General features: G+C 37.3%; 16 protein-coding genes and 5 pseudogenes. 10 read left to right on the top strand and 11 right to left on the bottom strand.

What is annotated here, in order from left to right; genetic code table 11:
* Positions 1-276: 276 nt before the first annotated feature.
* The 4 genes and pseudogenes from ilvA to ilvG all read right to left on the bottom strand — a co-directional run bounded on the left by ilvA (position 277) and on the right by ilvG (position 5,909).
* A pseudogene (gene ilvA / locus L3081_RS00460) lies at positions 277-1,829 on the bottom strand (threonine ammonia-lyase, biosynthetic).
* Positions 1,829-3,690: pseudogene (ilvD, locus tag L3081_RS00455) on the bottom strand (dihydroxy-acid dehydratase). The pseudogenes ilvA and ilvD overlap by 1 nt, the downstream one beginning before the upstream one ends.
* 268 nt (positions 3,691-3,958) lie before the next feature.
* Positions 3,959-4,246: an acetolactate synthase 2 small subunit gene (gene ilvM / locus L3081_RS00450; RefSeq protein WP_242282722.1), complete on the bottom strand. Its 288-nt coding sequence runs from the start codon at positions 4,244-4,246 to the stop codon at positions 3,959-3,961.
* Position 4,247: 1 nt separating this feature from the next.
* Entirely contained in the window at positions 4,248-5,909 is a 1,662-nt protein-coding gene (gene ilvG / locus L3081_RS00445) for an acetolactate synthase 2 catalytic subunit (protein ID WP_242282721.1), read from the bottom strand.
* Between the two features lie 480 nt (positions 5,910-6,389).
* Between ilvG and L3081_RS00440 the strand changes: the two are divergent.
* Positions 6,390-7,917, top strand: a pseudogene (locus tag L3081_RS00440) (YifB family Mg chelatase-like AAA ATPase).
* Positions 7,918-7,931: 14 nt separating this feature from the next.
* On the opposite strand, the gene ilvY reads toward L3081_RS00440, so the two are convergent.
* Complete coding sequence (gene ilvY / locus L3081_RS00435; RefSeq protein ID WP_242282720.1) at positions 7,932-8,825, bottom strand: HTH-type transcriptional activator IlvY; 894 nt, start codon at positions 8,823-8,825, stop codon at positions 7,932-7,934.
* A 189-nt stretch (positions 8,826-9,014) separates the two neighbouring features.
* On the opposite strand from ilvY, the gene ilvC reads away from it, so the two are divergent.
* From ilvC to L3081_RS00420, 3 genes are all read left to right on the top strand, one after another.
* Positions 9,015-10,496, top strand: coding sequence for a ketol-acid reductoisomerase (ilvC, locus tag L3081_RS00430; protein ID WP_242282719.1), 1,482 nt, complete (start codon positions 9,015-9,017; stop codon positions 10,494-10,496).
* A gap of 104 nt (positions 10,497-10,600) precedes the next feature.
* Positions 10,601-10,918 (top strand): pyrimidine/purine nucleoside phosphorylase, encoded by a 318-nt coding sequence (gene ppnP / locus L3081_RS00425; RefSeq protein WP_242282718.1) that lies wholly within the window; start codon positions 10,601-10,603, stop codon positions 10,916-10,918.
* A 142-nt stretch (positions 10,919-11,060) separates the two neighbouring features.
* Positions 11,061-11,708 carry a sulfite exporter TauE/SafE family protein gene (locus tag L3081_RS00420; protein WP_242282717.1) on the top strand — a complete coding sequence of 216 codons (648 nt, stop codon included), beginning with the start codon at positions 11,061-11,063 and terminating at the stop codon, positions 11,706-11,708.
* 141 nt (positions 11,709-11,849) lie between these two features.
* Here the strand turns inward: L3081_RS00420 and L3081_RS00415 are convergent, their stop codons facing one another.
* Complete coding sequence (locus L3081_RS00415) at positions 11,850-12,251, bottom strand: CBS domain-containing protein (RefSeq protein WP_242282716.1); 402 nt, start codon at positions 12,249-12,251, stop codon at positions 11,850-11,852.
* A 216-nt stretch (positions 12,252-12,467) separates the two neighbouring features.
* The gene (gene yegD, locus L3081_RS00410) at positions 12,468-13,823 is read right to left on the bottom strand and encodes a molecular chaperone (protein WP_242282715.1); all 1,356 of its coding nucleotides are present in this window, start codon (positions 13,821-13,823) and stop codon (positions 12,468-12,470) included.
* A gap of 302 nt (positions 13,824-14,125) precedes the next feature.
* Here yegD and L3081_RS00405 point away from each other — a divergent pair.
* The 3 genes and pseudogenes from L3081_RS00405 to L3081_RS27785 all read left to right on the top strand — a co-directional run bounded on the left by L3081_RS00405 (position 14,126) and on the right by L3081_RS27785 (position 16,883).
* A pseudogene (locus L3081_RS00405) lies at positions 14,126-15,548 on the top strand (sigma-54 interaction domain-containing protein).
* Between the two features lie 160 nt (positions 15,549-15,708).
* Positions 15,709-16,695 (top strand): cytochrome c oxidase accessory protein CcoG, encoded by a 987-nt coding sequence (ccoG, locus tag L3081_RS00400; RefSeq protein ID WP_242282714.1) that lies wholly within the window; start codon positions 15,709-15,711, stop codon positions 16,693-16,695.
* 20 nt (positions 16,696-16,715) lie between these two features.
* On the top strand, positions 16,716-16,883 hold the full coding sequence (locus tag L3081_RS27785) for a FixG Ig-like domain-containing protein (protein WP_338027226.1): 168 nt from the start codon (positions 16,716-16,718) through the stop codon (positions 16,881-16,883).
* Positions 16,884-17,385: 502 nt separating this feature from the next.
* Here L3081_RS27785 and L3081_RS00390 read toward each other — a convergent pair.
* Both L3081_RS00390 and proB read right to left on the bottom strand, forming a co-directional pair.
* Positions 17,386-18,642, bottom strand: a complete 1,257-nt coding sequence (locus tag L3081_RS00390) for a glutamate-5-semialdehyde dehydrogenase (RefSeq protein WP_242282713.1) — start codon at positions 18,640-18,642, stop codon at positions 17,386-17,388.
* Position 18,643: 1 nt separating this feature from the next.
* Positions 18,644-19,806: pseudogene (gene proB, locus L3081_RS00385) on the bottom strand (glutamate 5-kinase).
* A 223-nt stretch (positions 19,807-20,029) separates the two neighbouring features.
* Here proB and L3081_RS00380 point away from each other — a divergent pair.
* Together L3081_RS00380 and L3081_RS00375 are read left to right on the top strand one after the other, a co-directional pair.
* A complete protein-coding gene (locus tag L3081_RS00380) occupies positions 20,030-20,941 on the top strand; it encodes an acyltransferase (protein ID WP_242282712.1) in 912 nt (303 codons plus the stop codon).
* A gap of 9 nt (positions 20,942-20,950) precedes the next feature.
* Positions 20,951-22,198 (top strand): mechanosensitive ion channel family protein, encoded by a 1,248-nt coding sequence (locus L3081_RS00375; protein ID WP_242282711.1) that lies wholly within the window; start codon positions 20,951-20,953, stop codon positions 22,196-22,198.
* A gap of 28 nt (positions 22,199-22,226) precedes the next feature.
* Here the strand turns inward: L3081_RS00375 and tesB are convergent, their stop codons facing one another.
* Entirely contained in the window at positions 22,227-23,084 is an 858-nt protein-coding gene (tesB, locus tag L3081_RS00370) for an acyl-CoA thioesterase II (RefSeq protein ID WP_242282710.1), read from the bottom strand.
* A 174-nt stretch (positions 23,085-23,258) separates the two neighbouring features.
* Between tesB and L3081_RS00365 the strand changes: the two genes are divergently transcribed.
* Positions 23,259-23,516 carry a hypothetical protein gene (locus L3081_RS00365; RefSeq protein WP_242282709.1) on the top strand — a complete coding sequence of 86 codons (258 nt, stop codon included), beginning with the start codon at positions 23,259-23,261 and terminating at the stop codon, positions 23,514-23,516.
* A 34-nt stretch (positions 23,517-23,550) separates the two neighbouring features.
* On the opposite strand, the gene L3081_RS00360 is transcribed toward L3081_RS00365, so the two are convergent.
* Positions 23,551-24,048, bottom strand: coding sequence for a hypothetical protein (locus tag L3081_RS00360; protein WP_242282708.1), 498 nt, complete (start codon positions 24,046-24,048; stop codon positions 23,551-23,553).
* Positions 24,049-24,050: the final 2 nt, after the last annotated feature.

The raw sequence follows: 24,050 nt of genomic DNA, 5'->3' as shown, positions 1-24,050 counted from the left end.
TGTCAATGTAATTCTATATGTTGTATTGTTTATTTGATTTAGCACAATATATAGTGTTTTTGTTTTTTGGTTAGAAGCGTAATAAACGTAAATTTTACTTGTTTTAAGCTCGTTAATATGAGAATAAATTTAATAGAATTGGTGAGCTTGAAGTGAGTGTTTTATGGAGGGAAAAAATGATAAAGGGGATATAAATCCCCTTTGAATAGTCGCTAAGTTGTTTAACTAAAATGCAAAAGCCATCTCTTTAAATAGAGTAAATAAAGATGAGGGTTTTTAGTTCAGAAAAGCCTGATAGGCAAGATTATCTGTTGCTTCTTCGAACTGATAACCTAAGGCATTTAAGTGCTCGAAAAATTCACTTTCTTTATCCTTACTGACTTCAAAACCGAGTACTTGCCCAAATGCTGCGCCATGATTTCGGTAATGGAAGAGTGTGATATTGAAAATTCCACCCATAGCATCAAGGAACTTTTCTAATGCCCCAGGATGCTCAGGAAATTCAAAACTAAATAGACGTTCATTCATATTCTCGGTTTTGTTTTTACCACCGATCATATAGCGAACATGTAATTTGGCTAATTCATTATCGGTGAAGTCATTCACTTGATAGTTAGCTTTCATTAATAGATCGAGTATTTGTTGGCGTTCTTGTGGATTGCCGCCTAAGCGAACACCAACAAAAACGTTCGCACTTGCTTCACCTGTATAGCGGTAATTAAATTCAGTAATCGCTCTATTGCCAATGGTTTGGCAAAAACGTTTAAAGCTGCCTTTCTCTTCAGGGATTGTTACCGCAAGCACTGCTTCTTTTTCTCACCTAATTCACAACGTTCAGAAACATAACGTAAACTATGAAAGTTCATGTTAGCGCCTGATAGTATGGCAACTAAAGACTGATCTGTTTTCTCACTTGTAGCACAATATTTTTGTAATCCCGCTAACGACAATGCACCTGCGGGTTCAGCGATAACACGCGTTTGTTCAAAAATATCTTTAATTGAAGCACAAATTTCATCGGTGCTTACAGTAATTACATCATCACAGTATTGTTTAATTAAATTAAACGTATGCTCACCAATGCGTTTTACTGCAACCCCATCAGCAAACAAGCCTACTTGAGGTAAATCTACAGGTTTACCTGCGGCTAAGGCGGCTTTTAAACACGCAGAATCTTCGGCTTCTACACCAATAATTTTAGTGTTAGGACTTAATTGCTTTAAATAAACAGCGATGCCGGCAAGTAAACCACCGCCACCGACAGGAACAAAAACAACATCAGTTTTAGCATGTTGCTGTAAAAGCTCTTTAGCTACTGTGCCTTGTCCAACAATAACATCTACATCGTCAAAAGGGTGGATCAGCGTTTTATTTTCCGCTTTTGCATATTCAATAGAGGCTTCTTGTGCTTCATTAAAACTATTGCCTACTAAGCGCACTTCACCACCAAAACGTCGAACATTGTCGACTTTGATATCTGGGGTAGTTTTAGGCATAACTATAGTGGCTTTAATGCCTAATTTACTAGCAGCAAGCGCTAAACCCTGAGCATGGTTACCTGCTGAAGCAGCAATAACCCCATGAATACATTCAGCTTCACTTAAATTAGAAAGTTTGTTGTAAGCCCCTCGTAACTTAAAGGAATGCACCGGTTGTTGATCTTCTCGTTTCAAATAAATGTGATTATTCAAACGGGTAGATAATTTTGTTAAGTGAGTCAGCTCTGTTTCAATAGCTATATCATAAACAGGCGCAAGCAGTATGCGTCTTAAATAATCAAGTTGCTCGGCGTGTTGCGCGAGCAATGCTTTGCTTTGCGTATTCGTCATTATTTACCCACAAGTCCGTCGAGTAAATCACGGTTTCTTACAGCACCTTTATCAGCACTAGTTGCTAACATGGCGTAATTTTTTAATGCATAGCTAATTGGACGAATTCTGTCTTTAGGTTTCCATGCCTTGATTCCTTTGGCTTCCATTGCGGCTTTACGCTCGGCCATTATTTCATCGCTTACTTGAAATTCAATTGAACGATTAGGAATATCAATATGGATAATATCGCCTTGCTCAACTAAGGCGATAGCACCACCATCAGCTGCCTCTGGAGAAACATGACCAATAGACAAACCTGATGTACCACCTGAAAAACGACCATCTGTCAGTAAGGCACATTCTTTACCTAATCCCATTGATTTTAAGTAAGTGGTTGGGTAAAGCATTTCTTGCATGCCTGGTCCGCCTTTAGGGCCTTCGTAACGAATAACAACGACTTCACCGGCAACTACTTTACCGTCGAGAATGCCGGCAACAGCATCATCTTGGCTTTCAAAAATATGGGCAGGACCAGTGAAAATAAGGTTGTCGTCACTTACGCCTGCGGTTTTTACTACACAACCGTCAATGGCAATATTGCCAGATAATACCGCTAACCCGCCTTCAGTTGAAAATGCATTATCAATACTACGGATACAACCATTTGTTCTATCATCATCTAATGTATCCCAACGACAATCTTGACTAAAGGCTTTGGTAGTACGAATGCCTGTTTGGGCGACGATAGAATTTTTTAACGTCTTCATCATCAGTTAAAGTGATGTCATATTTAGCAATCACATCAGCCAACGTGGTACCTAAAATGTTAGGTACATCGGTTTTTAGTAAGTTAGCACGAGCTAATTCGCCTAAAATGGCAATGACACCACCCGCACGATGTACATCTTCCATGTGATATTCAGGGGTAGAGGGGGCGACTTTACAGAGTTGCGGCACAAGACGTGATAACTTATCCATATCTTCCATGGTGTAATCTATTTCTGCTTCTTGGGCGATGGCAAGTAGATGCAAAATAGTATTTGTTGAACCGCCCATAGCAATATCTAAGCACATGGCATTGGCAAAAGAATTTTTATTAGCGATATTACGAGGTAAGGCTGAATCATCGTTATCTTGATAATAACGTTTAGTTAGCTCAACGATTTGTTTCCCGGCATTTAAAAATAATTGTTTGCGATCTGCATGAGTCGCTAACATAGAACCATTGCCAGGTAAGGCTAAGCCGAGTGCTTCGGCTAAACAGTTCATTGAGTTGGCGGTAAACATACCTGAACATGAACCACAAGTAGGACAAGCTGAACGCTCTACTTGATCACTTTGATCGTTACTCACTTCAGGATCAGCACCTTGAATCATCGCATCAACTAAATCAAGTTTAATGATTTGGTCAGATAACTTAGTTTTACCCGCTTCCATTGGCCCACCTGACACAAAAATAACAGGAATATTAATGCGCATAGCTGCCATCATCATACCTGGGGTAATTTTGTCACAGTTAGAAATACACACCATGGCATCAGCACAATGAGCATTAACCATATACTCGACTGAATCGGCAATTAAATCACGTGAAGGTAAGCTATAAAGCATACCGCTATGACCCATAGCAATCCCGTCGTCTACGGCAATTGTATTGAATTCTTTGGCAACACCGCCGGCTTCTTCAATAGCGCCGGCAACCAGTTGTCCCATGTCTTTTAAATGTACATGGCCTGGTACAAACTGTGTGAAGGAATTGACCACGGCTATGATAGGCTTACCAAAATCGCCATCAGTCATTCCTGTAGCACGCCATAGAGCGCGAGCGCCCGACCATATTACGGCCTTGGGTTGAAGTTGCTGATCTTAATTTAGGCATGATATTGGGTTCCGTTTGAAAATAAAGTAGTTAATTATATTTTGAAAGTTTATTCGGTGAAAATATTCAGCAAATAGACTTTTAAAATAGTGTTTGGGGTTTTCTAAATTTTTGTACTGCTAATTATTGTAATCGTAATCAGTTGGTGGGTAGATAAAGGAAATATATCCGTTATGGCTACAATGCCAACTGACTACGAAAAGTGTACTTTTACAATGAGCAATCATTATCATTAATAACAGGCTGTTAATGTTTTGAAACTAATGGTTTAAGCACTACACTCTTTTTTACTAGCTAATTGTGACGTTTTATTGTCTACTTTGACACTTTTGATGTCGACTAGTTTATTAATTTGGTCAACTAACAGCGTAATAGGGCGATCACTACTGACTAATAATTCAATAGTAGCAATGTTGTTAGCATTATTAACGCCGGCGGTTATACCATCGATTAAGAAGCCACGATAACGAGTTACTTGTAAAATTCTTTCTAGTACAACCTGTTTATCATCGGTCATGATGATTAATGTATATTTATTCAAAGGCAAGTTATTCATGTTAAGCACTCTCCATCATCTCGTTGTTGGCACTGTTTGGTGGTACTAACGGCCAAACATTATCACAGGCATCAATTTTTACTTGTAATAAGTAAGGACCGTCATGGTCTAACATTTCGTTAATTGCCTCAGTGACTTCACTTTTTTTCGTTATTTGTTTTGCTTTGATATCAAAAGCAGTCGCTAACATACAAAAATCGGGGTTATCAGCTAAATCAGTTTCACTTAATCGACCATCGAAAAACAAGTCTTGCCATTGGCGTACCATGCCAAGTTTTGCGTTATCAATAAGAACAATTTTAACTGGAATTTGATAACGTTTAATTGTCGCTAATTCTTGTACGTTCATCATGATTGAACCATCACCTGATACGGCTATTACCGTGTCATGCGGTCGGCTGATTTGCGCGCCAATTGCTGCAGGTAAACCAAAGCCCATTGTACCCATACTACCGGTTAAAAAATTAGCAGGATCGTCAAATCCCATGTGCTGTGCCGCCCACATTTGATGTTGACCAACATCGGTTGTAACACAAGTGTTTTTCGGCATTAAGTCGCTTACTTCTTTTAATACGGCGGGTGCATAAATTTGCTCACCTGGGTGATCGTATCGCCATTTAAAGTCACTTTTCATTTGTTGAACTTGGGCTTGCCAAGGTTCAATATTGAGTGGCATGGTCAATAATGGCAAGTTTGCTTTTAAATCACCTAGAATAGGGGCGTCAGCTTGTCTACGTTTATTTATTTCAGCGATATCAATATCAAAATGTATTACTTTGGCATCAGGGGCAAATTGGTTCAATTTCCCAGTAACTCTATCGTCAAAACGAGCACCAACCGCAATCAATAAATCACAATCATGAACGGCTAAGTTGGCCGCTTTGGTACCATGCATACCTAACATGCCCAAATAGTTTGTGTTAGTGTTATCTAAAGCACCTAAGCCTTTTAATGTTGATACTGATGGAATGCCAGTAGTTTTTGCAAATGCTCTAACTTCATCAATGGCATTTGCCATGCCAACACCGCCACCAACATAAAGGATAGGTTGCTTGGCGTGAGTTAATAAATCCAGTGCTTTAGTGATGTCGGCAAGTGGCAATTTCACTTTATTTTTAAGTGGTGCCGCTGATTTGAAGTTTTGTACTACCGTGGCCATTTGTACATCTTTTGGAATATCAACAAGTACTGGACCTTGTCTGCCTTCAAGCGCTATTTCGAAGGCTTGGTGTAATACATCTTCTAATTCATCTACGTGATGAACTTGAAAGGAATGTTTGGTGCAAGCAAGCGATAAACCAAAAATATCTGTTTCTTGAAAAGCATCACTGCCCATTGCTGCAGTAGGTACTTGACCTGTAATAGCAACGAGAGGAATAGAGTCAGCAAGCGCATCTGCAAGACCTGTAATCAAGTTAGTGGCACCAGGACCTGACGTTGCCATACAAACACCAATTTTACCTGAGGCTCTTGCATAACCGACTGCTGAAAAAGCGGCACCTTGTTCATGTCGACAAAGAAAATGCTTAACATTGCTGTCATATAAAGCATCGTAAATAGGCATGATGGCGCCACCAGGATATCCAAATATATGGTGAACGCCATGTTGTTCAAGTATGTTAAATAGTAATCCGCCGCCAGTTAACGGTTTGCTGTCAGTCATGATATTTCCAAAAGTTGCTTAGTGTTTTAAATTATGCTCCAAAAAAACAAAACCCTCGGTTCTTTCGAAGCGAGGGTTAGTATTTCTGTGTTGCTTATTTTAGCTGAACGAAACCCCTCGAGATGATTTTACCACCACGACGAGTATGTTAATAATAATTACGTTAATAATTGAGCTAAAATTTTTCATTATGTTTGATTTGCTTTTTTCGTTTTTAATTAGCGAACTAATCTGACTAAAACTGACAATTTATATTTATTTTGTGAATTTTTATGCACAGTTCAATCTCTTATTTAAATTAGTACCATAGCCCTAATGTTTTGAGCAAGCTTTTTTTCCATTTTTTAGCTCTATCTAAATAAGTAAAAGTTATATGAAAAAGGGAATTTAACGTATTGTTATGAAAAATACCGTGAAAGTTAGAATTATAATGAATAGTTTCCTACACTAAGAAAAAGGAATTAACTAAATGGAATTTTTATGTCTCTCGCTTGTGTTTATAGCCGTGCCCGTGTTGGTTTAGAATCCCCTCTTGTGACTGTTGAAGTACATTTGGCTAATGGTTTACCTGCTTTTCATATTGTTGGTTTGCCAGAAGCCTCCGTGAAAGAATCTAAAGATCGTGTTCGTAGTGCTATCATCAATTGTGGTTATGAGTTTCCGGCAAAAAGAATAACCATTAATTTAGCACCGGCGGATTTACCCAAAGAGGGCGGGCGTTTTGACTTACCTATTGCGGTTGGCATTTTGGCTGCTTCTGCACAAATTCCCCAAGTTGATTTAGCCCAATACGAATTTCTTTGGAGAACTCGCGCTTTCAGGTGAACTAAGAGCCATTATTGGTGAAATTCCGATGGCAATGTCTTGTAGTGAGAATAATCGAACCTTAGTGATACCCATGCAAAATAGTGAACAAGCGAGTTGGGTTAAAAAGGCTAAAATTCATGCCATCGATCATTTAAGTCAGCTATATCCTCACTTTTCAAGGCAAACACTATTACCCTTAGTACAAGAAAAAGCGTTAGAAGAATTTAGTGAAATTAATGAATTAGATATTAGCGATGTGATCGGACAACCGTTAGCAAAACGCGCATTAGAAATTGCAGCCAGTGGCAACCACAATTTACTTTTTATTGGCCCACCTGGAACAGGTAAAACCATGTTAGCAAGCAGGTTAGCAGGAATTTTACCGAAAATGACGGAGCAAGAGGCATTAGAAGTTGCGGCTATTCAATCTATAAGTAATCAGAGCATTAGTGCAAAGTCATGGTTAACTCGTCCATTTCGGGCACCACACCACACTGCTTCGTCAGCGGCATTAGTAGGGGGAGGTAGTCAGCCAAAGCCTGGCGAAATTTCGCTAGCACACAATGGTGTGTTGTTTTTAGATGAGTTGCCAGAATTTGAGCGCAAGGTGTTGGATGTATTGCGTGAGCCAATGGAATCAGGTGAAGTTACCATTTCTCGTGCTATGCATAAACAATGTTTCCCTGCTCGATTTCAACTTATAGCGGCGATGAACCCTAGCCCTACAGGATTTTACAATGATAATCGTAGTACGCCTGAGCAGGTATTACGCTATTTGAACCGATTATCGGGTCCCTTTCTAGATAGAATTGATATTCAAGTTGAAGTTGCTCGATTACCTCGCGGCACTTGGGCAGGGGATACGGACATGAACGAAACCAGTGAGGTTGTGCAGCAACGAGTGCAGGCATGTCGGTTGAAACAATTAGCGCGTCAAGGTAAAGCGAATGCGCACATAGGCACCAGTGAATTAAAAAGTTTTTGCCATTTATCGTTTGACGATAATGAGTTTCTTGAATTAGCTGTGGAGAAATTAGGACTTTCGACTAGGGCACATCATAAAATTTTAAAAATTGCTCGAACAATGCCGGCAGATATGAACAATTGTGATGAAATACTTCATGAGCATCTTGTAGAGGCCTTGTCATATCGGGCCATGGATCGATTATTACGTCATTTGACTAGCTCTGTCGCGGTGTAATATTATTGCGAATTTTAGCTTATTGACGAAAAAAAGGCTTTGATGAGCGGTTGTGCGCGAGACTGATTTAAACAGCAAATACCTAAGTCAAAGGGTTCAATTTCTCCGACATCGGCTAAATATTGTACTCTGTCTTTCACTGGACTATTTTCAACAACCACTTGCGGCACAATACCTACACCACAACCGAGCGCAACCATACTCACCAATGCCTCATGCCCCGACACGGTCGCATAAATATTGGCTTTCCCTTGTTGTTTTTTTCGATACCAATACTCAAATCGTTTACGGGCTGCACCGTGTTCAGGCAAAATAATGGGTATTTCCGACCAAGGTATTGTGCTGTATTGTTGCTCATCTATTTTCAATAATTGTAATGCTTTACATTGCATGGTTGGCGCAATAACAGCTAACGGAATCGTAGCAAGATGATGAAAATAGACACTACGAGGTAAATGTTCTGGGTTGGCTGCTATTGCGAAATCGACCGATTTATTTTGTACTAGCTCTAAACCATCTGCAGCATCACCCGTGGTCAACATTATTTCTACTAAGGGATGTTGACTACGAAAGCGTTCCAGTAAAGGAGGAAGGTGACTATAGGCTGCGGTTACAGAACAATAAATATGTAGTTTACCTGTTAACAATTCTGTTTTTTCATCTAACGAATTTTTAAATGATTGCCATTGTTCTAATTGTTGTTCTGCATAATGTTTAAATTTCTTTCCTGCATCAGTTAATGCAACGGTGCGATTGTCTCTATGAAGTAAATCACTGGTTACCTCTTGCTCTAGCCGCTGTATTACACGGCTCAACGTAGAGGGGCTAACATGAAATGCTACCGCTGTTTTACCAAAATGTAGTGTTTGGCTCAAATGCACAAACATAGCTAGTGCTTTTTTATCCATAATTTACTCCGTTAGAATAATTATTTTACTAACATTATATGCATTATTGCATAATGTGAAACGTATAGATGCAAATATATCATTTTGTGCAATGTTTGTTTTGCGTTATGCTCTGTTCAACTTAAAAACTATTAGTTAGCATGCTAACGTTAGTTGACCATTATTTTAGAATACTGAATAGGAACTACCATGAGCAATTATTTTAATACCTTAAGCTTACGTGAAAAGCTTGGCCAATTAGGCAAATGTCGTTTTATGAAGCGTGAAGAGTTCAGCGACGGCTGTAACTTCATTAAAGATTGGAATATTGTTATTGTGGGTTGTGGCGCACAAGGTTTAAACCAAGGTTTGAACATGCGTGATTCTGGTTTAAATATTTCATATGCTTTACGTGAAGCAGCGATTTCTTCAAAACGTCAATCTTGGCAGTGGGCTACTGAAAATGGTTTTACTGTGGGTACTTACGCAGAATTAATTCCACAGGCAGATTTAGTATTGAACTTAACACCTGATAAGCAACATACGTCGGCAGTAACAGCGGTTATGCCACACATGAAGCAAGGTTCAACTCTAGCTTACTCTCACGGTTTCAATATTGTTGAAGAAGGCATGCAAATTCGTTCTGATATTACGGTTGTAATGGTTGCACCTAAATGTCCAGGTACTGAAGTACGTGAAGAATACAAACGTGGCTTTGGTGTACCAACGCTTATCGCTGTTCATCCTGAAAATGATCCACAAGGCAATGGTTTAGCAATTGCTAAAGCTTACGCAAGTGCAACGGGTGGTGACAGAGCGGGTGTTCTTGAGTCGTCATTCATCGCTGAAGTTAAGTCTGACTTAATGGGTGAGCAAACTATTTTATGTGGTATGTTGCAAACAGCAGCGGTATTAGGGCACAAACAATTAGTTGAGCAGGGTGTTGACGCAGCTTACGCTCGTAAATTACTACAATACGGCTTAGAAACGACTACTGAAGGCTTAAAGCACGGTGGTATTACTAACATGATGGATCGTTTATCAAATCCTGCGAAAATCAAAGCATTTGATATGTCTGAAGAATTAAAAGTTATTTTACGTCCGTTATTTGAAAAACACATGGATGACATCATTGAAGGTCGTTTCTCTGAAACTATGATGCAAGATTGGGCAAATGATGATGTTAACTTACTAACATGGCGTGCAGAAACAGCAGAAACGTCATTTGAATTAGCACCCGATTGTGATACTGAAATAACTGAACAGGAATATTACGACAAAGGTATTTTTGTTGTTGCCATGATTAAAGCGGGTGTTGAGTTAGCGTTTGAAGCAATGGTTGCTGCAGGTATTATTGATGAGTCAGCATACTATGAGTCATTACATGAAACGCCATTAATTGCTAACTGTATTGCTCGTAATAAACTATACGAAATGAACGTTGTAATTTCGGATACGGCAGAGTACGGTAATTACTTGTTTACACATGCGGCTGTACCTTTATTATCAGAATTTACTAGCAAATTAACGCTAGAAGAATTAGGTGGCGGTATTACCAACCCATCAAATGGCGTTGATAACGTGCGTTTAATTGAAGTGAATGAAGCTATTCGTAGCCATGGTGTTGAGTTAATTGGTAAAAAACTTCGTGGTTATATGACCGACATGAAAAAAATTGTTGAAGCTAACTAGTTCATACTAGCTTAGAAAAATAAACGTAAAACGGCATTAAATTTTTATAAGTTAGTGCCGTTTTTTATTGTTAAAAATAGTTTGAAAATTGATAGGAAAATAAAATGACTGAATTTACTAATGTAACCATCACCAAAGCAGCTAATGTTTATTTTGATGGAAAAGTAACTAGCCGAAAAATTACCTTTACAGACGGTAGTTTTAAAACATTGGGTATAATGATGCCTGGCGATTATAAATTTGGCACAGCAGAAAAAGAGTTGATGGAAATAACCGGCGGCGACTGTGAAATATTATTACCTGGCAGTAGCGAATGGCAAACAATTCAAGGCGGAGAGTCTTTTTATGTTCCTGCTAATAGCGAATTTGAAATAAAAGCAAAAACCATTGTTGATTATTGTTGTAACTACATCAGCGAATAATGATAGCAGTGAGCAACTAAAACGTGGCTATTATTGATAGTATCGATATATACCAGGCCATTATCCTTATAACTATCGGATTAATGGCGGGTGTTATTAACACACTTGCGGAGGCGGCTCAAATTTATCCTTGCCCGCATTAATGATGTATGAGCTACCTGCGGATGTTGCTAATGCAACCAATAGGGTAAGCGTGTTTATGCAGTCGTTAACAGCTGCTCGTGGTTTTTATCAGCACGACAAACTTGATGCAACGTCAATTAAAGACAGTTTTTTTCCTCTATTCATTGGTGGATTAGTTGGTGCAATAACGGCCTCTTATCTTAAGGTAGAATTACTCAAACCTTTACTGCTTGGCACTATGATCGTGGTGTCTTTATGGGTGATTTTTAAAAGTGACACTAATGCAGCAGATACTGGCAAAAGAAAAAGCTGTTATGATAGCAAGCTTGGGCTTTTAGCAACCTTTGCTGCCGGTTTTTATGGTGGTTTTATACAAGCAGGTGTTGGCTTTGTGTTGATAGCCACTTTTGTTGGTATGTTAAATTACGATTTATTACGTGCTAACGCAATGAAAGTCGTGGCTACAGTAGTGTTTACAAGTATTGCCTTAGTGGTTTTTATTATTAGGGATCAAATTGCCTGGTTGCCTGGAATACTACTCGGCGTTGGCAGTATTGTTGGTGCGCAAATTGCGGTTAAGTTTGCGGTTGAAGTTAAAGCAAGAACCTTGAAAATCATGGTGTTACTAATGACCGTTTTTGCGAGCGGGGCTGCTTTTTTTCAATAGTAATACTGTGCTGAATACAAGGAGGTAGAACGAATATTGATTCTAATAAACAGTCTGCAATGTACATCATTTCGACCTTGCTAATACCCGTTTAGCAACATTCAAATAAGCACAGCATTATTGATAGTGGTAAAACAACTTTTAGCGATGAAATTTGTTTACTGCGGTCAGTAATTGCCGACAGGAAACTTGTCCAACGAGTTCACCATTTTCAACGACAGGTCGGCGACGATGCTTTTTGAGTAACATGTCTTGTGCCACATCAATAATATCATCGTTTGGATGAGCAACAACGAGATTTTCTTTGGTCATATATTCACGTACTGCTCCAACGCCTACATGATTATAGGTTGCTTTAAGTACCGCGGCTAAACAATCCATTTCTGAAAGCACTCCCACGAGGGTTTTATTTTCATTGATGACACAAACCCCTGATACTTTATTGTCTATGATGGCTTTCATTGCATCGAATAGATTAGCATCTTCTCTTACTTTGATTGGACCTGTAATCATATAATCACGCAGGTCAACTGACTGAAGCATAGCAAAATTCCTTAAAACTTAATCAACATTATTATTATGAGAATGACAAACTGTATATTTTATATGAGTCTGGATACTAAACAAAATCAAATAGATGAAAAAAACACCTATAAAACGTACCATTACTACCTATTAAAATCCCTCTGTCTATTTAGTTATAGCACATGTATTTATAGATGAGTTAATTCAATCGATGTTATCAGTATAAATAATGATTTATAAGTATATTTTTTCAGCCCAAATAGCTAAACCTGATGTGACACTACCAAAGTGGTCGCCAACAACAATTGGGACGTCAGGCATCTGTTGTTGTAGAAATTCACTTAACACCGGGGATTTAGCCGTACCACCAGTAACAAAAATAACGTCTGGTTGGCATTGGGCCTGATTTACCGCGGATTGCATTAAATTACCGATGCTTGTAAGTGTTCGCTCATTGGCTGTACGTAATGTATCTTTGGTTACTTCTGCACTGAGTTGTTCGCTAATATTATCTAAGTTAATCATGTGTTTATCTTGTTCTGATAAGGTTATTTTAGCTTGCTCAGCGGCATTGACTAATTGATAACTCAGTTTGTGGTCATGTACTGTTAATAATCGCTCAACCATCTTTGTGTCTTGGGCATCGCGAGATAGTTGTACTAGATCGCGTCTATTCTTGGCACTATAAAAAGCCGTTTGCTCGTTAATATTATTGATAGCTAAGGCTTGGTAAAAACTACTTGTAGGCATAGGTTTGCCTGTTTTCAACATACTATTCATCCCTAAGCTTGGCATAATTCCTTGTAAGGCAAGTTGAATATCAAAATCATTACCTGCAATACGTACTCCACTGTGGGCTAACAAATGTTGCGTGCGGTCTTCACTACGACTTAACTTTGGTCCCATTAATAAGAACGAACAATCACTTGTGCCGCCACCAATATCCACTACTAACACACGGGTTTCTTTCGATAAACTTGCTTCAAACTCAAAACCGGCTGCGACGGGTTCAAACTGAAATTCAACGTCTTTAAAACCAATGCGTTTAGCCGCGTTAGTCAATACTTCTATGGCTTGCCTATTACTCTCTTCACCGTGTAACCCTTGAAAGTTTATTGGTCGACCAATAACGGTTTGTGTTATTTCATAGCCTAGCGTTGTTTCAGTGAGTTTTTTAACATTACTCATCATTGCCGCCACAATATCTTCGAATAATTGAATTTGTAGTGGTGCTAAGCCACTAGCGCCAAGAAAAGATTTAGGCGATTTGATGTAGTAGCCTTCTTCTGGATCTTCCAAATACTTATTCAACGCTGATTTACCAAAGACCAATTCGCTATCAATGCCATCTAAAGTAAGCTCTCGTAGCGCTCTTTGTCCTTTTAATAGTTGTATTTTACGTTCAGTTGCAAAATGGGCTTGCTGCTCACCTTTTAATTGTTGATGTAACCAGTGCGTGATGATGTCGCGATCGGGGGCATACAAGTTTGATGCGATAGTATTGTTGTTTAATAGTGAGACTATTTTAGGTTGACCATTGTTCATCACTGCAACACTACAATTGGATGTACCATAATCAAAACCTATCATCTTTTACCTACTTAATATCGACCAAAAACGGCCGCATAGAATACTTAGTTAACGCCTCAGGTACAAGTACCATATGACAGTAAATACGTATATTTTAACGGTAAACAAAGCAGCAACAAGATGTCGTTTTAGATGAAGTTAAATAAATGGCACTAAAAAGTGGTAATTATCTTTGCATAAAATTGAATACACATGTGAAAGGATATTGTTGTTAATTAGTATAATATTTTCAATTCTATCTAAAATCGATCATAATTCGTTTAAGGAAGGCACGATATTTCGTGTTTACGCAAGAGGTACTTATGTCTCATACAATCGAACAGTTTTTATCTGACCCAGAATTGCTATTAAATGCTGTAGGTGAGGGGGTTTATGGTTTTGATGCACAAGGAAATGCTGTTTTTGTTAACCCGACTGCGGAGCATATGACTGGTCGGCTTGCACAGGAATTACTGGGTAAAAATATTCATCAATATCATCATCATAGTCATGAAAACGGCGATGAATATCCTGTAGAGCAATGTGAAATTTATAACACCATGCGTGATGGTGTAAAGCGACGAGTGACGAATGAAGTATTTTGGCGAAAAGATGGCAGTTTTTTTCCAGTAGAATATACGTCAACACCTGTGTACAAAGAAGGAGAACTAATTGGTGCGGTTGCTGTTTTTCGGGATGTAAGCCAACAAAAGTTGACCGATTTTAATTTACGGGAGGCTTTAAAAAAAGTAAATGAACTAAGCGAAAAACTTCAAGAAGAAAATACTTATTTGCAAGATGAAATAAATAAAAGTCGGACAGGATCAGGATTAGAAGGCATTAGTCCTCTATTCAAAGGATTATTAGATCAAATAAAAATTGTTAGCCAAACAGACAGTACTGTTTTGATTTTAGGTGAAAATGGAACCGGAAAGGAAGTAGTTGCTCGCAATTTGCACCAATTAAGTCATCGATGTAATTCTCCATTAGTTAAAGTTAACTGTTCGGCATTTAGTGCTAATTTATTAGAATCCGAATTGTTTGGTCATGAAAAAGGGGCTTTTACAGGGGCGAATGAAAGGCGTAAAGGGCGTTTTGAGTTAGCAGATAAAGGCACGTTATTTTTAGATGAAATTGGTGAGCTATCAGCAGAAGCTCAAACTAAGTTATTGAGAGTGCTACAAGAGCGTGAATTTGAACGAGTGGGTGGCACTAAAACAATAAAAGTTGATATTAGGGTTATTGCTGCTACCAACAGAAACTTATTATCTATGGTTGAACAAGGTTTATTTCGAATGGATTTATACTATAGGCTAAATGTATTTCCAATAGAAGTGCCTGCATTAAGAGATAGAATTGATGATATTCCATTGCTGTGTAACAGTATTTTACATAAGTTAAATCAGAAGCTTAATAAGAATATAACAGGAATAAACAATCGTAGTTTAATTAAGTTATCTCACTATGATTGGCCAGGAAACATTAGAGAATTACAAAATATTCTTGAGCGTGAAGTTATTTTATCGAATACAAAAATTCTGAATATTAAACAAAGTTTTAATCATCATCCAAAGAATAGCATCTCAACTAAAAGCACTTTAGCTGAGGTTGAAAAAAATTATATTATTGAGGTATTAACTGCTTGTCAGTGGCGTATAGGCGGTAATGCTTGGCGCTGCGAAAATTCTAGGCATGCCTGATAGCACGTTGAGATCAAAAATGAAAAAACTCAATATAGTTCGCTAGTATTGAAAATTGCACGATATATCGCTTATCCGCGATATATCGTGTAACACATCAAGGTGTTGATACATTTAATTCTTTAAAATCAAATCGTTATAGTTTTTCATTGTTGGCCTGTTTTTTGTTATAGCTTGGTAAATTAATTATTAAGCTGTAGCTAGCAATGAACTTTGATCTTCAAGAAGAAAACCTAATTATTAAACCCTATAAATCTAACGAATCAATCTATGTTCGAGAGCAAAAAGGGGTTTATCAAAAAATCCGACGATTACTTAGTTGGATATTAATTTTTATATTTATTTCACTACCGTTTATTCAATATGACGGTCAGCAAGCTATTTTGCTTGATATTGCTAAGCAACAGTTCAGATTTTTTTCTGTAACTTTTTGGCCGCAAGATTTTATTTTGTTAGCCAGTATTTTTATGGTTGGAGCCTTTTCGTTATTTTTTGTGACATCTTGGTTAGGGCGTGTGTGGTGTGGTTTTGTTTGTCCGCAAACTGTATGGACATTAGCTTATGTGTGGGTAGAACATAGAGTGGAAGGGACAAGAAATCAACGAGTTGCACTTGATAAACAGCCAATGACATTTAATAAACTTCAGAAAAAAGGTATAAAACATTTTCTATGGTTATTAATGTCACTTATTAGTGCTAGTACCTTTATTTCTTATTTTGTTCCTGTTACCCAGTTATATAATAATATTGTCCAACTGGATTGTTCTGGTACAGTCACGTTTTGGCTCTGTTTTTTTACGTTATGCACCTATGGTAATGCAGGTTGGTTAAGAGAAAAGGTTTGTACTGACATGTGTCCCTATGCAAGGTTTCAAGCGGCAATGTTTGATAAAAGCACCTTGTTGGTTGCCTATGATAAATCTCGTGGTGAAAAAAGATCACCTCGTAAATTGAAAGATGATCCTAAGGCGTTTGGCTTGGGTGATTGTGTTGATTGTAACCTTTGTGTGGAAGTTTGCCCTACGGGGATTGATATACGTAATGGTTTACAATATGAGTGTATTAATTGCGCTTTGTGTATCGATGCGTGCGATGAAACAATGGAGCGTTTTAATTACTCAAAAGGTTTAATTTCATTTACTAGTGAGCAAGCGTTATCGAATGAAAAATCAAAAGAATCAATTATAAAGTGATTGCCTACGGGCTTTTCACTATGATTATTTTTACATTAACAAGCTATTGGATAAGCACTCGAATTCCATTAGAGGCTTCTATTTTACGAGATAGAAATATGCTTTACCGTACTAATTATTTAGGTATTGTAGAGAATACCTATACGTTGAAAATACTTAATAAAACCCAAAGAAAATTTACATTATGAAATTTCAGTTGCGGGTCTTGAAAACGCTAATTTAACCTTACCTAACCTCAACTCGGGTTAAGAAGTTTTTAACTCATTGAAAACTAGTGTTTAATTTCCCTCTTATCACTATAATGAGATAGTTTTGCTTAATTCAAGGCAAATTTACGCGTCAATAGCTAGTCTATTGCAAGTGAATTTAACGAAGAAGTTAGTAAAAATAGCCATTATAGAAAGATTTATTAAGCCGAGCTGAGGTTACCTAAAAATTTAATGGTGAATGCTTGGTGTCATGAGAGAATTTCCTCTGACTTTGTCTGTTGATAGTGAAAAAATGAATCAAGCAATAATTGATATTAGTTTTACCATTAAATCTATAGAACAACCACAGATTTCACTATATAAAACAATGATTTTCTATACTGGAATTAAATAGTTTTTAATCAGTAATACTAACTCTGGAAAATTTATCCCCAATACAGTTGGGGATAATTATTATGATTGGCGTTTGTAAATCGTTTGATTACTCTCTTATTTGTCCATCACCGTAAACAACAAATTTTTCTGTAGTTAATGATTCAAGACCCATTGGACCATAAGCATGGAGCTTGTCAGTTGATATACCAATTTCAGAGCCAAGTCCTAATTGGTTACCATCAGAAAATCTTGATGAGGCATTAACCATAACAACAGAGGAGTTGATTTGTCGTATAAACTGTTGGGCACGAGAGGTATCTTGCGTAACAATCACTTCGGTATGGTCTGAAGTAAATGCATTAATATGAGCAACGGCATCATCGTAGCTATCGACAACTTTAACGGCAATTTCTTGGGCTAAGTACTCAGCGTGATAATCATCGTCCGTTGCTTGTTCAGCATTGTTAAAATATGGCAGACTTTTTTCACAGGCATGAATTTTAACATTTGCGGCATCCGCTAATGCTTTAGCTGCTAAGGGTAAAAATTCATCTGCAATATCCTTGTGTACTAACAAGGTTTCGAGTGAGTTACAGGCACTGGGTCGGCGGGTTTTGCCGTTAACTAAAATATTGATGGCTTTGTTCAAATCAGCATATTTATCAATAAATAAGTGACAAACGCCTTTAAAGTGCTGAATAACAGGAATACGACTATTTTCACTCACGTAGCGAATTAAGCCTTCTCCGCCACGCGGGATCACTAAATCGATTGTATCACTCTGTTTTAATAACTGTTCAATAACACTGCGGCTAGTATCAGGAATAACACTGACAACATTCTTATCAACGCCATGCTCAGTGAGTACTTGATGTAAACAATTGGCCAAGGCTAAATTAGAATGAATGGCCTCAGAGCCACCGCGAAGAATAACGGCATTACCTGACTTTATACACAATGCGGCAGCTTCAGCAGTCACATTAGGGCGTGCTTCATAAATCATGGCAATAACACCTAAAGGTATGCGCATTTTGCCTACTTGCATGCCATTAGGGCGTAACGATAAGTTAGCAATATCACCAACAGGATCGGTTAAAGCGACTATTTCGCGAATAGCGCTACTTATGTCTTTAATGCCTTGTTCGGTTAATAAAAGCCTATCAAGCATAGCTTCAGCTAAGCCTTTTTCTCTACCGGCTTCGATATCTTTACTGTTTTCTTTAATAATTTGATCACTATTGCTCTCAATGGCATCAGCAATACTATTTAATAACGCATTTTTTTCAATTGTTGTGAGCTGAGCTGCAACCCTACTTGCGACTTTTGCATTTGTTGCCATTTTTGCCATATTAAATTGTTGCATTTTATTCTGTTCCTTTGATTTCAGTTTCTTTCGGCGCGACTTTGGCAGGTTTAACTTCAATATTTTGTTCAATAACAACCATATCATCGCGATGTATGACCTCATCACCGTCATCATGCCCTAGAATGAGCTTAATTTCGTCGCTGTGTTTACCCTTTATACGCTTTAATTCTTTATTACTATATTGGGTAATACCTTTTGCTATAATGGTTTTAGTTTGCTGATCAATTAAGTCAACACAGTCACCCACATCGAATATTCTTGCGACAGACTTAATGCCAATGGGTAATAATGAAGCACCTTTGTTTAAAAGAGCATTTACAGCACCTTTATCTAGAGTTATTCGGCCGTGACTCTTCACCGTATGCTTAAGCCAGTGTTTTTTAGCTTTTATGGTGTTTTGCTCAGCAGAAAAAAGCGTTCCTGGATTCACGCCGCGTATTAATGATTCAAATACTTCACTTTTGGTGCCGTTGAGAATAAAAGTGTTAATACCGTGTTCTGTGGCTTTTTCTGCTGCTTCTATTTTTGTTTTCATTCCGCCGGTAGATAAATGGTTTCGGCTTATGCCGCCATTGCATATATTTCATCGGTAATTTCATCAATTTTAGGAATTAATATCGCATCATCATGAATGTTAGGATCTTTAGTAAATACACCGTCTATATCACTCAAAATGAATAGACAATCAGCTTCACACGCTTGTGCAACTAAGGCTGAAAGGTTGTCATTATCACCTACTTTTAAATCTTCAGTTGTTACCGTATCATTTTCATTAACGATGGGAAGAATGCCATTTTCTAATTGAATTTGGATGGTGTCTTTTATAGATATATAGCGTTCACGGTCTTCAAGATCATCTTGTGTGATTAATATTTGACTGCAAGGAATATCAAAAAATCGTTGCCAGTTTGCCATCATCTTCATCTGACCAACACTTGACATAGCTTTTTTCATTGAGACTGACAATTCTGGACTACCATGACGAATAACACTTCGGCCGGCTGCGACTCCTCCTGAGGAGACTAGAATAACTTCTTTATCTTGTTGATGGCATTTAGTAATAAATTGCGCTATTGCTAAAATATACTTACCGCTACAACCATTTTTGGCAGGTGCGACTAAAGCACTACCCACTTTGATTACAGCTCTATTAAAATTCATTTTTCCTCCTGTTATTATTTGCTAGATTTAGTATGCTAAAAACTGGGTAGTCATTCAACTTATATAGGTAATAATTCACCTTTAAAGCTAGACATTATTGTGCGCCTAAATAGCAATAAAGCATATCTCTTTTGCTATAAATTAATTAAAAATACAAATTGTTGGCAAAGCGTGATTAAATATAGTTAATTTATTTTTGTGTAACTATTTAAACGCTTTTACCATGCTTAATTTTCTACCTGCACCACTTATTGCTATTCTGTCTTTTAGTTTATATGCCATTAATACGGTATTTTGGGTTATACCTATTGTTGTATTTTCGTTGTTTAAGGCTTTAATTCCTTTAAATTTCTCACAAAAAATATTCAGTTATTTGTTGGATCTCATGGCGAGTAACTGGGTGGCAATTAACACGCTTAATCAAAAGCTCTTTACAAGGATGAAGTTTCAAATAACCGGCTTAGAAGCATTAAGTAAAAAAGATTGGTATTTGGTGTTAGCAAATCATCAAAGTTGGGTGGATATTGTTGTGCTGCAAAGGGTGTTACATGGTCAAATACCTTTTTTAAAATTTTTCTTAAAGAAAGAATTAATTTATGTTCCCATTTTAGGATTAGCTTGGTGGGCGTTAGACTTTCCTTTTATGAAACGTTACTCACAAGCTTTTTTGAAAAAAAATCCTCATTTACGGGGAAAAGATTTAGAAACTACCCGTAAAGCATGTGAAAAATTTAAACATAAGCCTGTCAGTATTATGAGCTTTATTGAGGGGACTCGTTATACGCAAGTGAAACATGATAAACAAAACTCACCTTATCATCATTTGTTAAAGCCTAAAGCGGGCGGTGTTGCCTTTGTTCTTGACGCGATGGGCGAATATTTAACGACAATCGTGGATGTGACAATTTATTATCCTGAAGGAATTCCAAATTTTGGTGATTTTCTAAGTGGACGTATTAATACGGTGCATATTGTAATACATACACAAGAAATTAGTTCTGAACTCAGTGGTGATTATGCTAATGATAGGGCACACAAGATAGCTTTTCAAAAATGGCTAATGCAGTTCTGGCATGAAAAAGATATTAGGCTTGAAAAAATGCGTAAAAACACGACAGAAATTGAACATAAATAAGGGATTAATATGAATGAATTGATAACAACTTGGCTATTAGGGCTTGGCGTTAGTGAACTGCACCTTGAAATAAGTGCGATGCTTACAGGGTTATTCATTATTTTATTCGTTGCTACGATTAGCTATTATGTTGCGAAAAATCAACTTCTTAAATTAACGTATAAGATCATTATTAAAACCCAAAATACGTGGGACGATACCTTAATTGAGCATAGTGTTTTAACGCGATTAACATTGTTATTACCTTTTATTTTTATTCTACTGATGACACCACTTATTTTTACTGGTGAGTCGCTTGTTGCGAGTTTATTGGTATTGTTTGCAAAGATCTTTTTAACCTTTCAAGTTGCTCATAGCATTAGCGCAATACTGAATGTAAGTAAAAGCTTATATAGAGAAACAGCGAAGCAAAAATATTTGCCGCTAAACGCTATTATTCAAGTGATTAAATTAGTTGTTTATCTTGTTGCAATAATAATTATTATTGCCCTTATTCTAAATCGTTCACCCATTTATTTACTTAGTGGTTTAGGTGCTTTAACTGCTGTGCTTATTTTGGTTTTTCAAGATACCATTAAAGGCTTGGTTGCGAGTATTCAAATTTCAGCGAATAAAATGGTTGTAGCGGGGGACTGGATAGAATTACCAAAATATGGTGCCGACGGGGATGTGATTGAAATTGGTTTAAATACGGTTAAAGTACAGAATTTTGATAAAACTATTACGACAGTACCAACCTATGCATTAATCAGTGATTCCTTTAAAAATTGGCGAAATATGTATCATACCGGTGCCAGACGTATTAAGCGTAGTTTGCTCATAGATATTGGTAGTATTGACTTTTATTCATTAGAAAAAATTGATTTTTTAGCCAGTACTAGTCTATTAAAAACCTACTTAACTGAAAAAAAACATAAGCTTGAAGTTGAAAATAAGTCGCTAAGTCAAGAGGGCGATTTGAATGTTATTGATACTCGGCAGTTAACGAATATAGGAACATTTCGAGCTTATATAGAAATGTATTTAAATGAAAATGTAAATATTCGTAATGACTTAACATTGATGGTTAGACAGTTACCCGCAACCCCAAATGGTTTACCTTTAGAGTTATATTGCTTTGCCAACACAACCGATTGGATTAAATATGAAGCAATTCAAGCGGATGTTTTTGACCACTTATTAGCAATTGCTCCACATTTTGATTTACGTGTTTTTCAACATCCTACAGGATTCGATTGGAAACACGGCGATGAATAATAAAAAGTGAATACTCCGTAATAGCCGGTTATCGTTGTCTGATAACCCCTTCCTGCATGGTTGAAGCAACTAATTCACCTTCGCGATTAAAAATTTGTCCGCGTACTAACCCTCGTCCATTGCCGGCAGATGGGCTGTCAATACAATATAGCAACCAATCATCAAACCGAAATGGACGGTGAAACCACATGGCGTGATCAACGGTCGCTATTTGAAAATTGGGCAACCAATGGGCGGCGCCGTGAGGTAACAACGAAGCCGGTAAAAAATGAAAATCAGATGCATAGGCAAGCATACAACTATGATTACGCAAGTCATCTGGTAAGCTTCCGTTAGTTTTAAACCAAATTTGGTATGTAGAATCCGTTTTTTCTGGTTTTAGCCAATTATATTGTTGGATTGGACGGATTTCGATCGGTTTTTCAGCCAGAAATTTCTCACGCATTCCTCTGGGGAGTGCATTTTGGTTTTTGATAATAAAATCACTATAAGAAGGGATGCCTTCAGGACCAGGGACTGTGGGCATGCTATCTTGGTGATTAAAGCCTTCTTCAGGTTTTTGGAAAGAAGCTGTCATATAAAAAATGGCTTTACCATTTTGTATTGCTTGCACTCTTCGTGTACTGAAACTTGCACCGTTTCGGATATCTTCTACTTCGTAAACAACCGGTTTGGAGGCATCACCCGCTCTTAAAAAATAAGAATGAAGAGAGTGCACGAATCGATCTGCGCTAATGGTTTCTTGTGCCGCAGATAATGCCTGCCCCATGACTTGACCACCAAAAAGAGCTTTAAAGCCTAAATCTTGGCTTTGCCCCCGGTAAATTCCCTGTTCTATCGCCTCTAATTTCAGTAAAGAAAGTAGCTCATCTAAAATAACGCTCATTTTAATACCCAATATATTTTTACTATTTAGGTTATAATAACAGGATTAATGACTTATAAGTGTTGATGTATAAAAGAAATTAGGATATTTTATCTTCATATTTGTTTGATTTTGTAGATATAACACACTTACCAATATTAATGTTGGTGTTGATGGTTAAATTTTGAGATTCATATGCAAGCTAGCATTCAAAGAGAAGCATTACTAGAAAGGCGAGAGCAACATAGTGACGACACTAGTACTTTGTGGACTCAACTATCATTAGCTCAAAAATTTGCTGCAAGCAGCTTAGCGCAGTTTGGTTATGATCTTGTTTATATTCGCCAGAGTCATCTAGGCAATTTAGCAATACTGGAATGTAACGGTAATGCTGCCACTATTACAATAGAAGGTGAGATAGATACATCGCCAAATATCTGTATTAGAAGTTAATCCACTAATCTACTTTACTACCGATCTTAATGCTTTAAGCATTGTTACTCTTTTCTTCGTATTTCACTAATAATGCCTCTACTAACGAAATAAAACCAATAAAATTATTTGTATTCCATAACCTCAGTATTTGGGGATCATTTTTTATTACGGAATCAATAAAGTTTTGATAAACGTCATTCCCTTTTGATGAAAAGCATTTTTTTGTTGATGAGTGAAGCACTTCCTTCTTTTTAAGGCATGCCTTAAAAATGAAAGAGTAATTATTAAAAAAGGGTTTACTAAGCGTTAATACGCCGGCCGTGTTTTGACATTGAGTATTATCAAGTAGACGTTGTAGCCTGTTTTTAACCGATTCTTCGGTATTACCTGCAACGATAGCGATAGACTTAGACAAGATATCATTATCTTTTTGCGCTTTTGCCATCTCGCGATTTATTATAGTTAAAGTGCGCTGTAATTTCTCTGTTTTAAAGAAAAGATAAATACAGATCACAACAAATAAAGCAGTAATTATTAACACAGCTATCATAG

Source organism: Colwellia maritima (assembly GCF_022669015.1).
In the GTDB taxonomy this organism is placed as follows: domain Bacteria; phylum Pseudomonadota; class Gammaproteobacteria; order Enterobacterales; family Alteromonadaceae; genus Colwellia; species Colwellia maritima.
This window is presented reverse-complemented; position numbering and strand designations above follow the sequence as displayed.

Coding starts and splice junctions, on each gene's coding strand:
- ilvM (WP_242282722.1), bottom strand. CDS start 4,246: ATGAATAACTTGCCTTTGAATAAATATACATTAATCATCATGACCGAT.
- ilvG (WP_242282721.1), bottom strand. CDS start 5,909: ATGACTGACAGCAAACCGTTAACTGGCGGCGGATTACTATTTAACATA.
- ilvY (WP_242282720.1), bottom strand. CDS start 8,825: ATGGATAAAAAAGCACTAGCTATGTTTGTGCATTTGAGCCAAACACTA.
- ilvC (WP_242282719.1), top strand. CDS start 9,015: ATGAGCAATTATTTTAATACCTTAAGCTTACGTGAAAAGCTTGGCCAA.
- ppnP (WP_242282718.1), top strand. CDS start 10,601: ATGACTGAATTTACTAATGTAACCATCACCAAAGCAGCTAATGTTTAT.
- L3081_RS00420 (WP_242282717.1), top strand. CDS start 11,061: ATGATGTATGAGCTACCTGCGGATGTTGCTAATGCAACCAATAGGGTA.
- L3081_RS00415 (WP_242282716.1), bottom strand. CDS start 12,251: ATGCTTCAGTCAGTTGACCTGCGTGATTATATGATTACAGGTCCAATC.
- yegD (WP_242282715.1), bottom strand. CDS start 13,823: ATGATAGGTTTTGATTATGGTACATCCAATTGTAGTGTTGCAGTGATG.
- ccoG (WP_242282714.1), top strand. CDS start 15,709: ATGAACTTTGATCTTCAAGAAGAAAACCTAATTATTAAACCCTATAAA.
- L3081_RS27785 (WP_338027226.1), top strand. CDS start 16,716: ATGATTATTTTTACATTAACAAGCTATTGGATAAGCACTCGAATTCCA.
- L3081_RS00390 (WP_242282713.1), bottom strand. CDS start 18,642: ATGCAACAATTTAATATGGCAAAAATGGCAACAAATGCAAAAGTCGCA.
- L3081_RS00380 (WP_242282712.1), top strand. CDS start 20,030: ATGCTTAATTTTCTACCTGCACCACTTATTGCTATTCTGTCTTTTAGT.
- L3081_RS00375 (WP_242282711.1), top strand. CDS start 20,951: ATGAATGAATTGATAACAACTTGGCTATTAGGGCTTGGCGTTAGTGAA.
- tesB (WP_242282710.1), bottom strand. CDS start 23,084: ATGAGCGTTATTTTAGATGAGCTACTTTCTTTACTGAAATTAGAGGCG.
- L3081_RS00365 (WP_242282709.1), top strand. CDS start 23,259: ATGCAAGCTAGCATTCAAAGAGAAGCATTACTAGAAAGGCGAGAGCAA.
- L3081_RS00360 (WP_242282708.1), bottom strand. CDS start 24,048: ATGATAGCTGTGTTAATAATTACTGCTTTATTTGTTGTGATCTGTATT.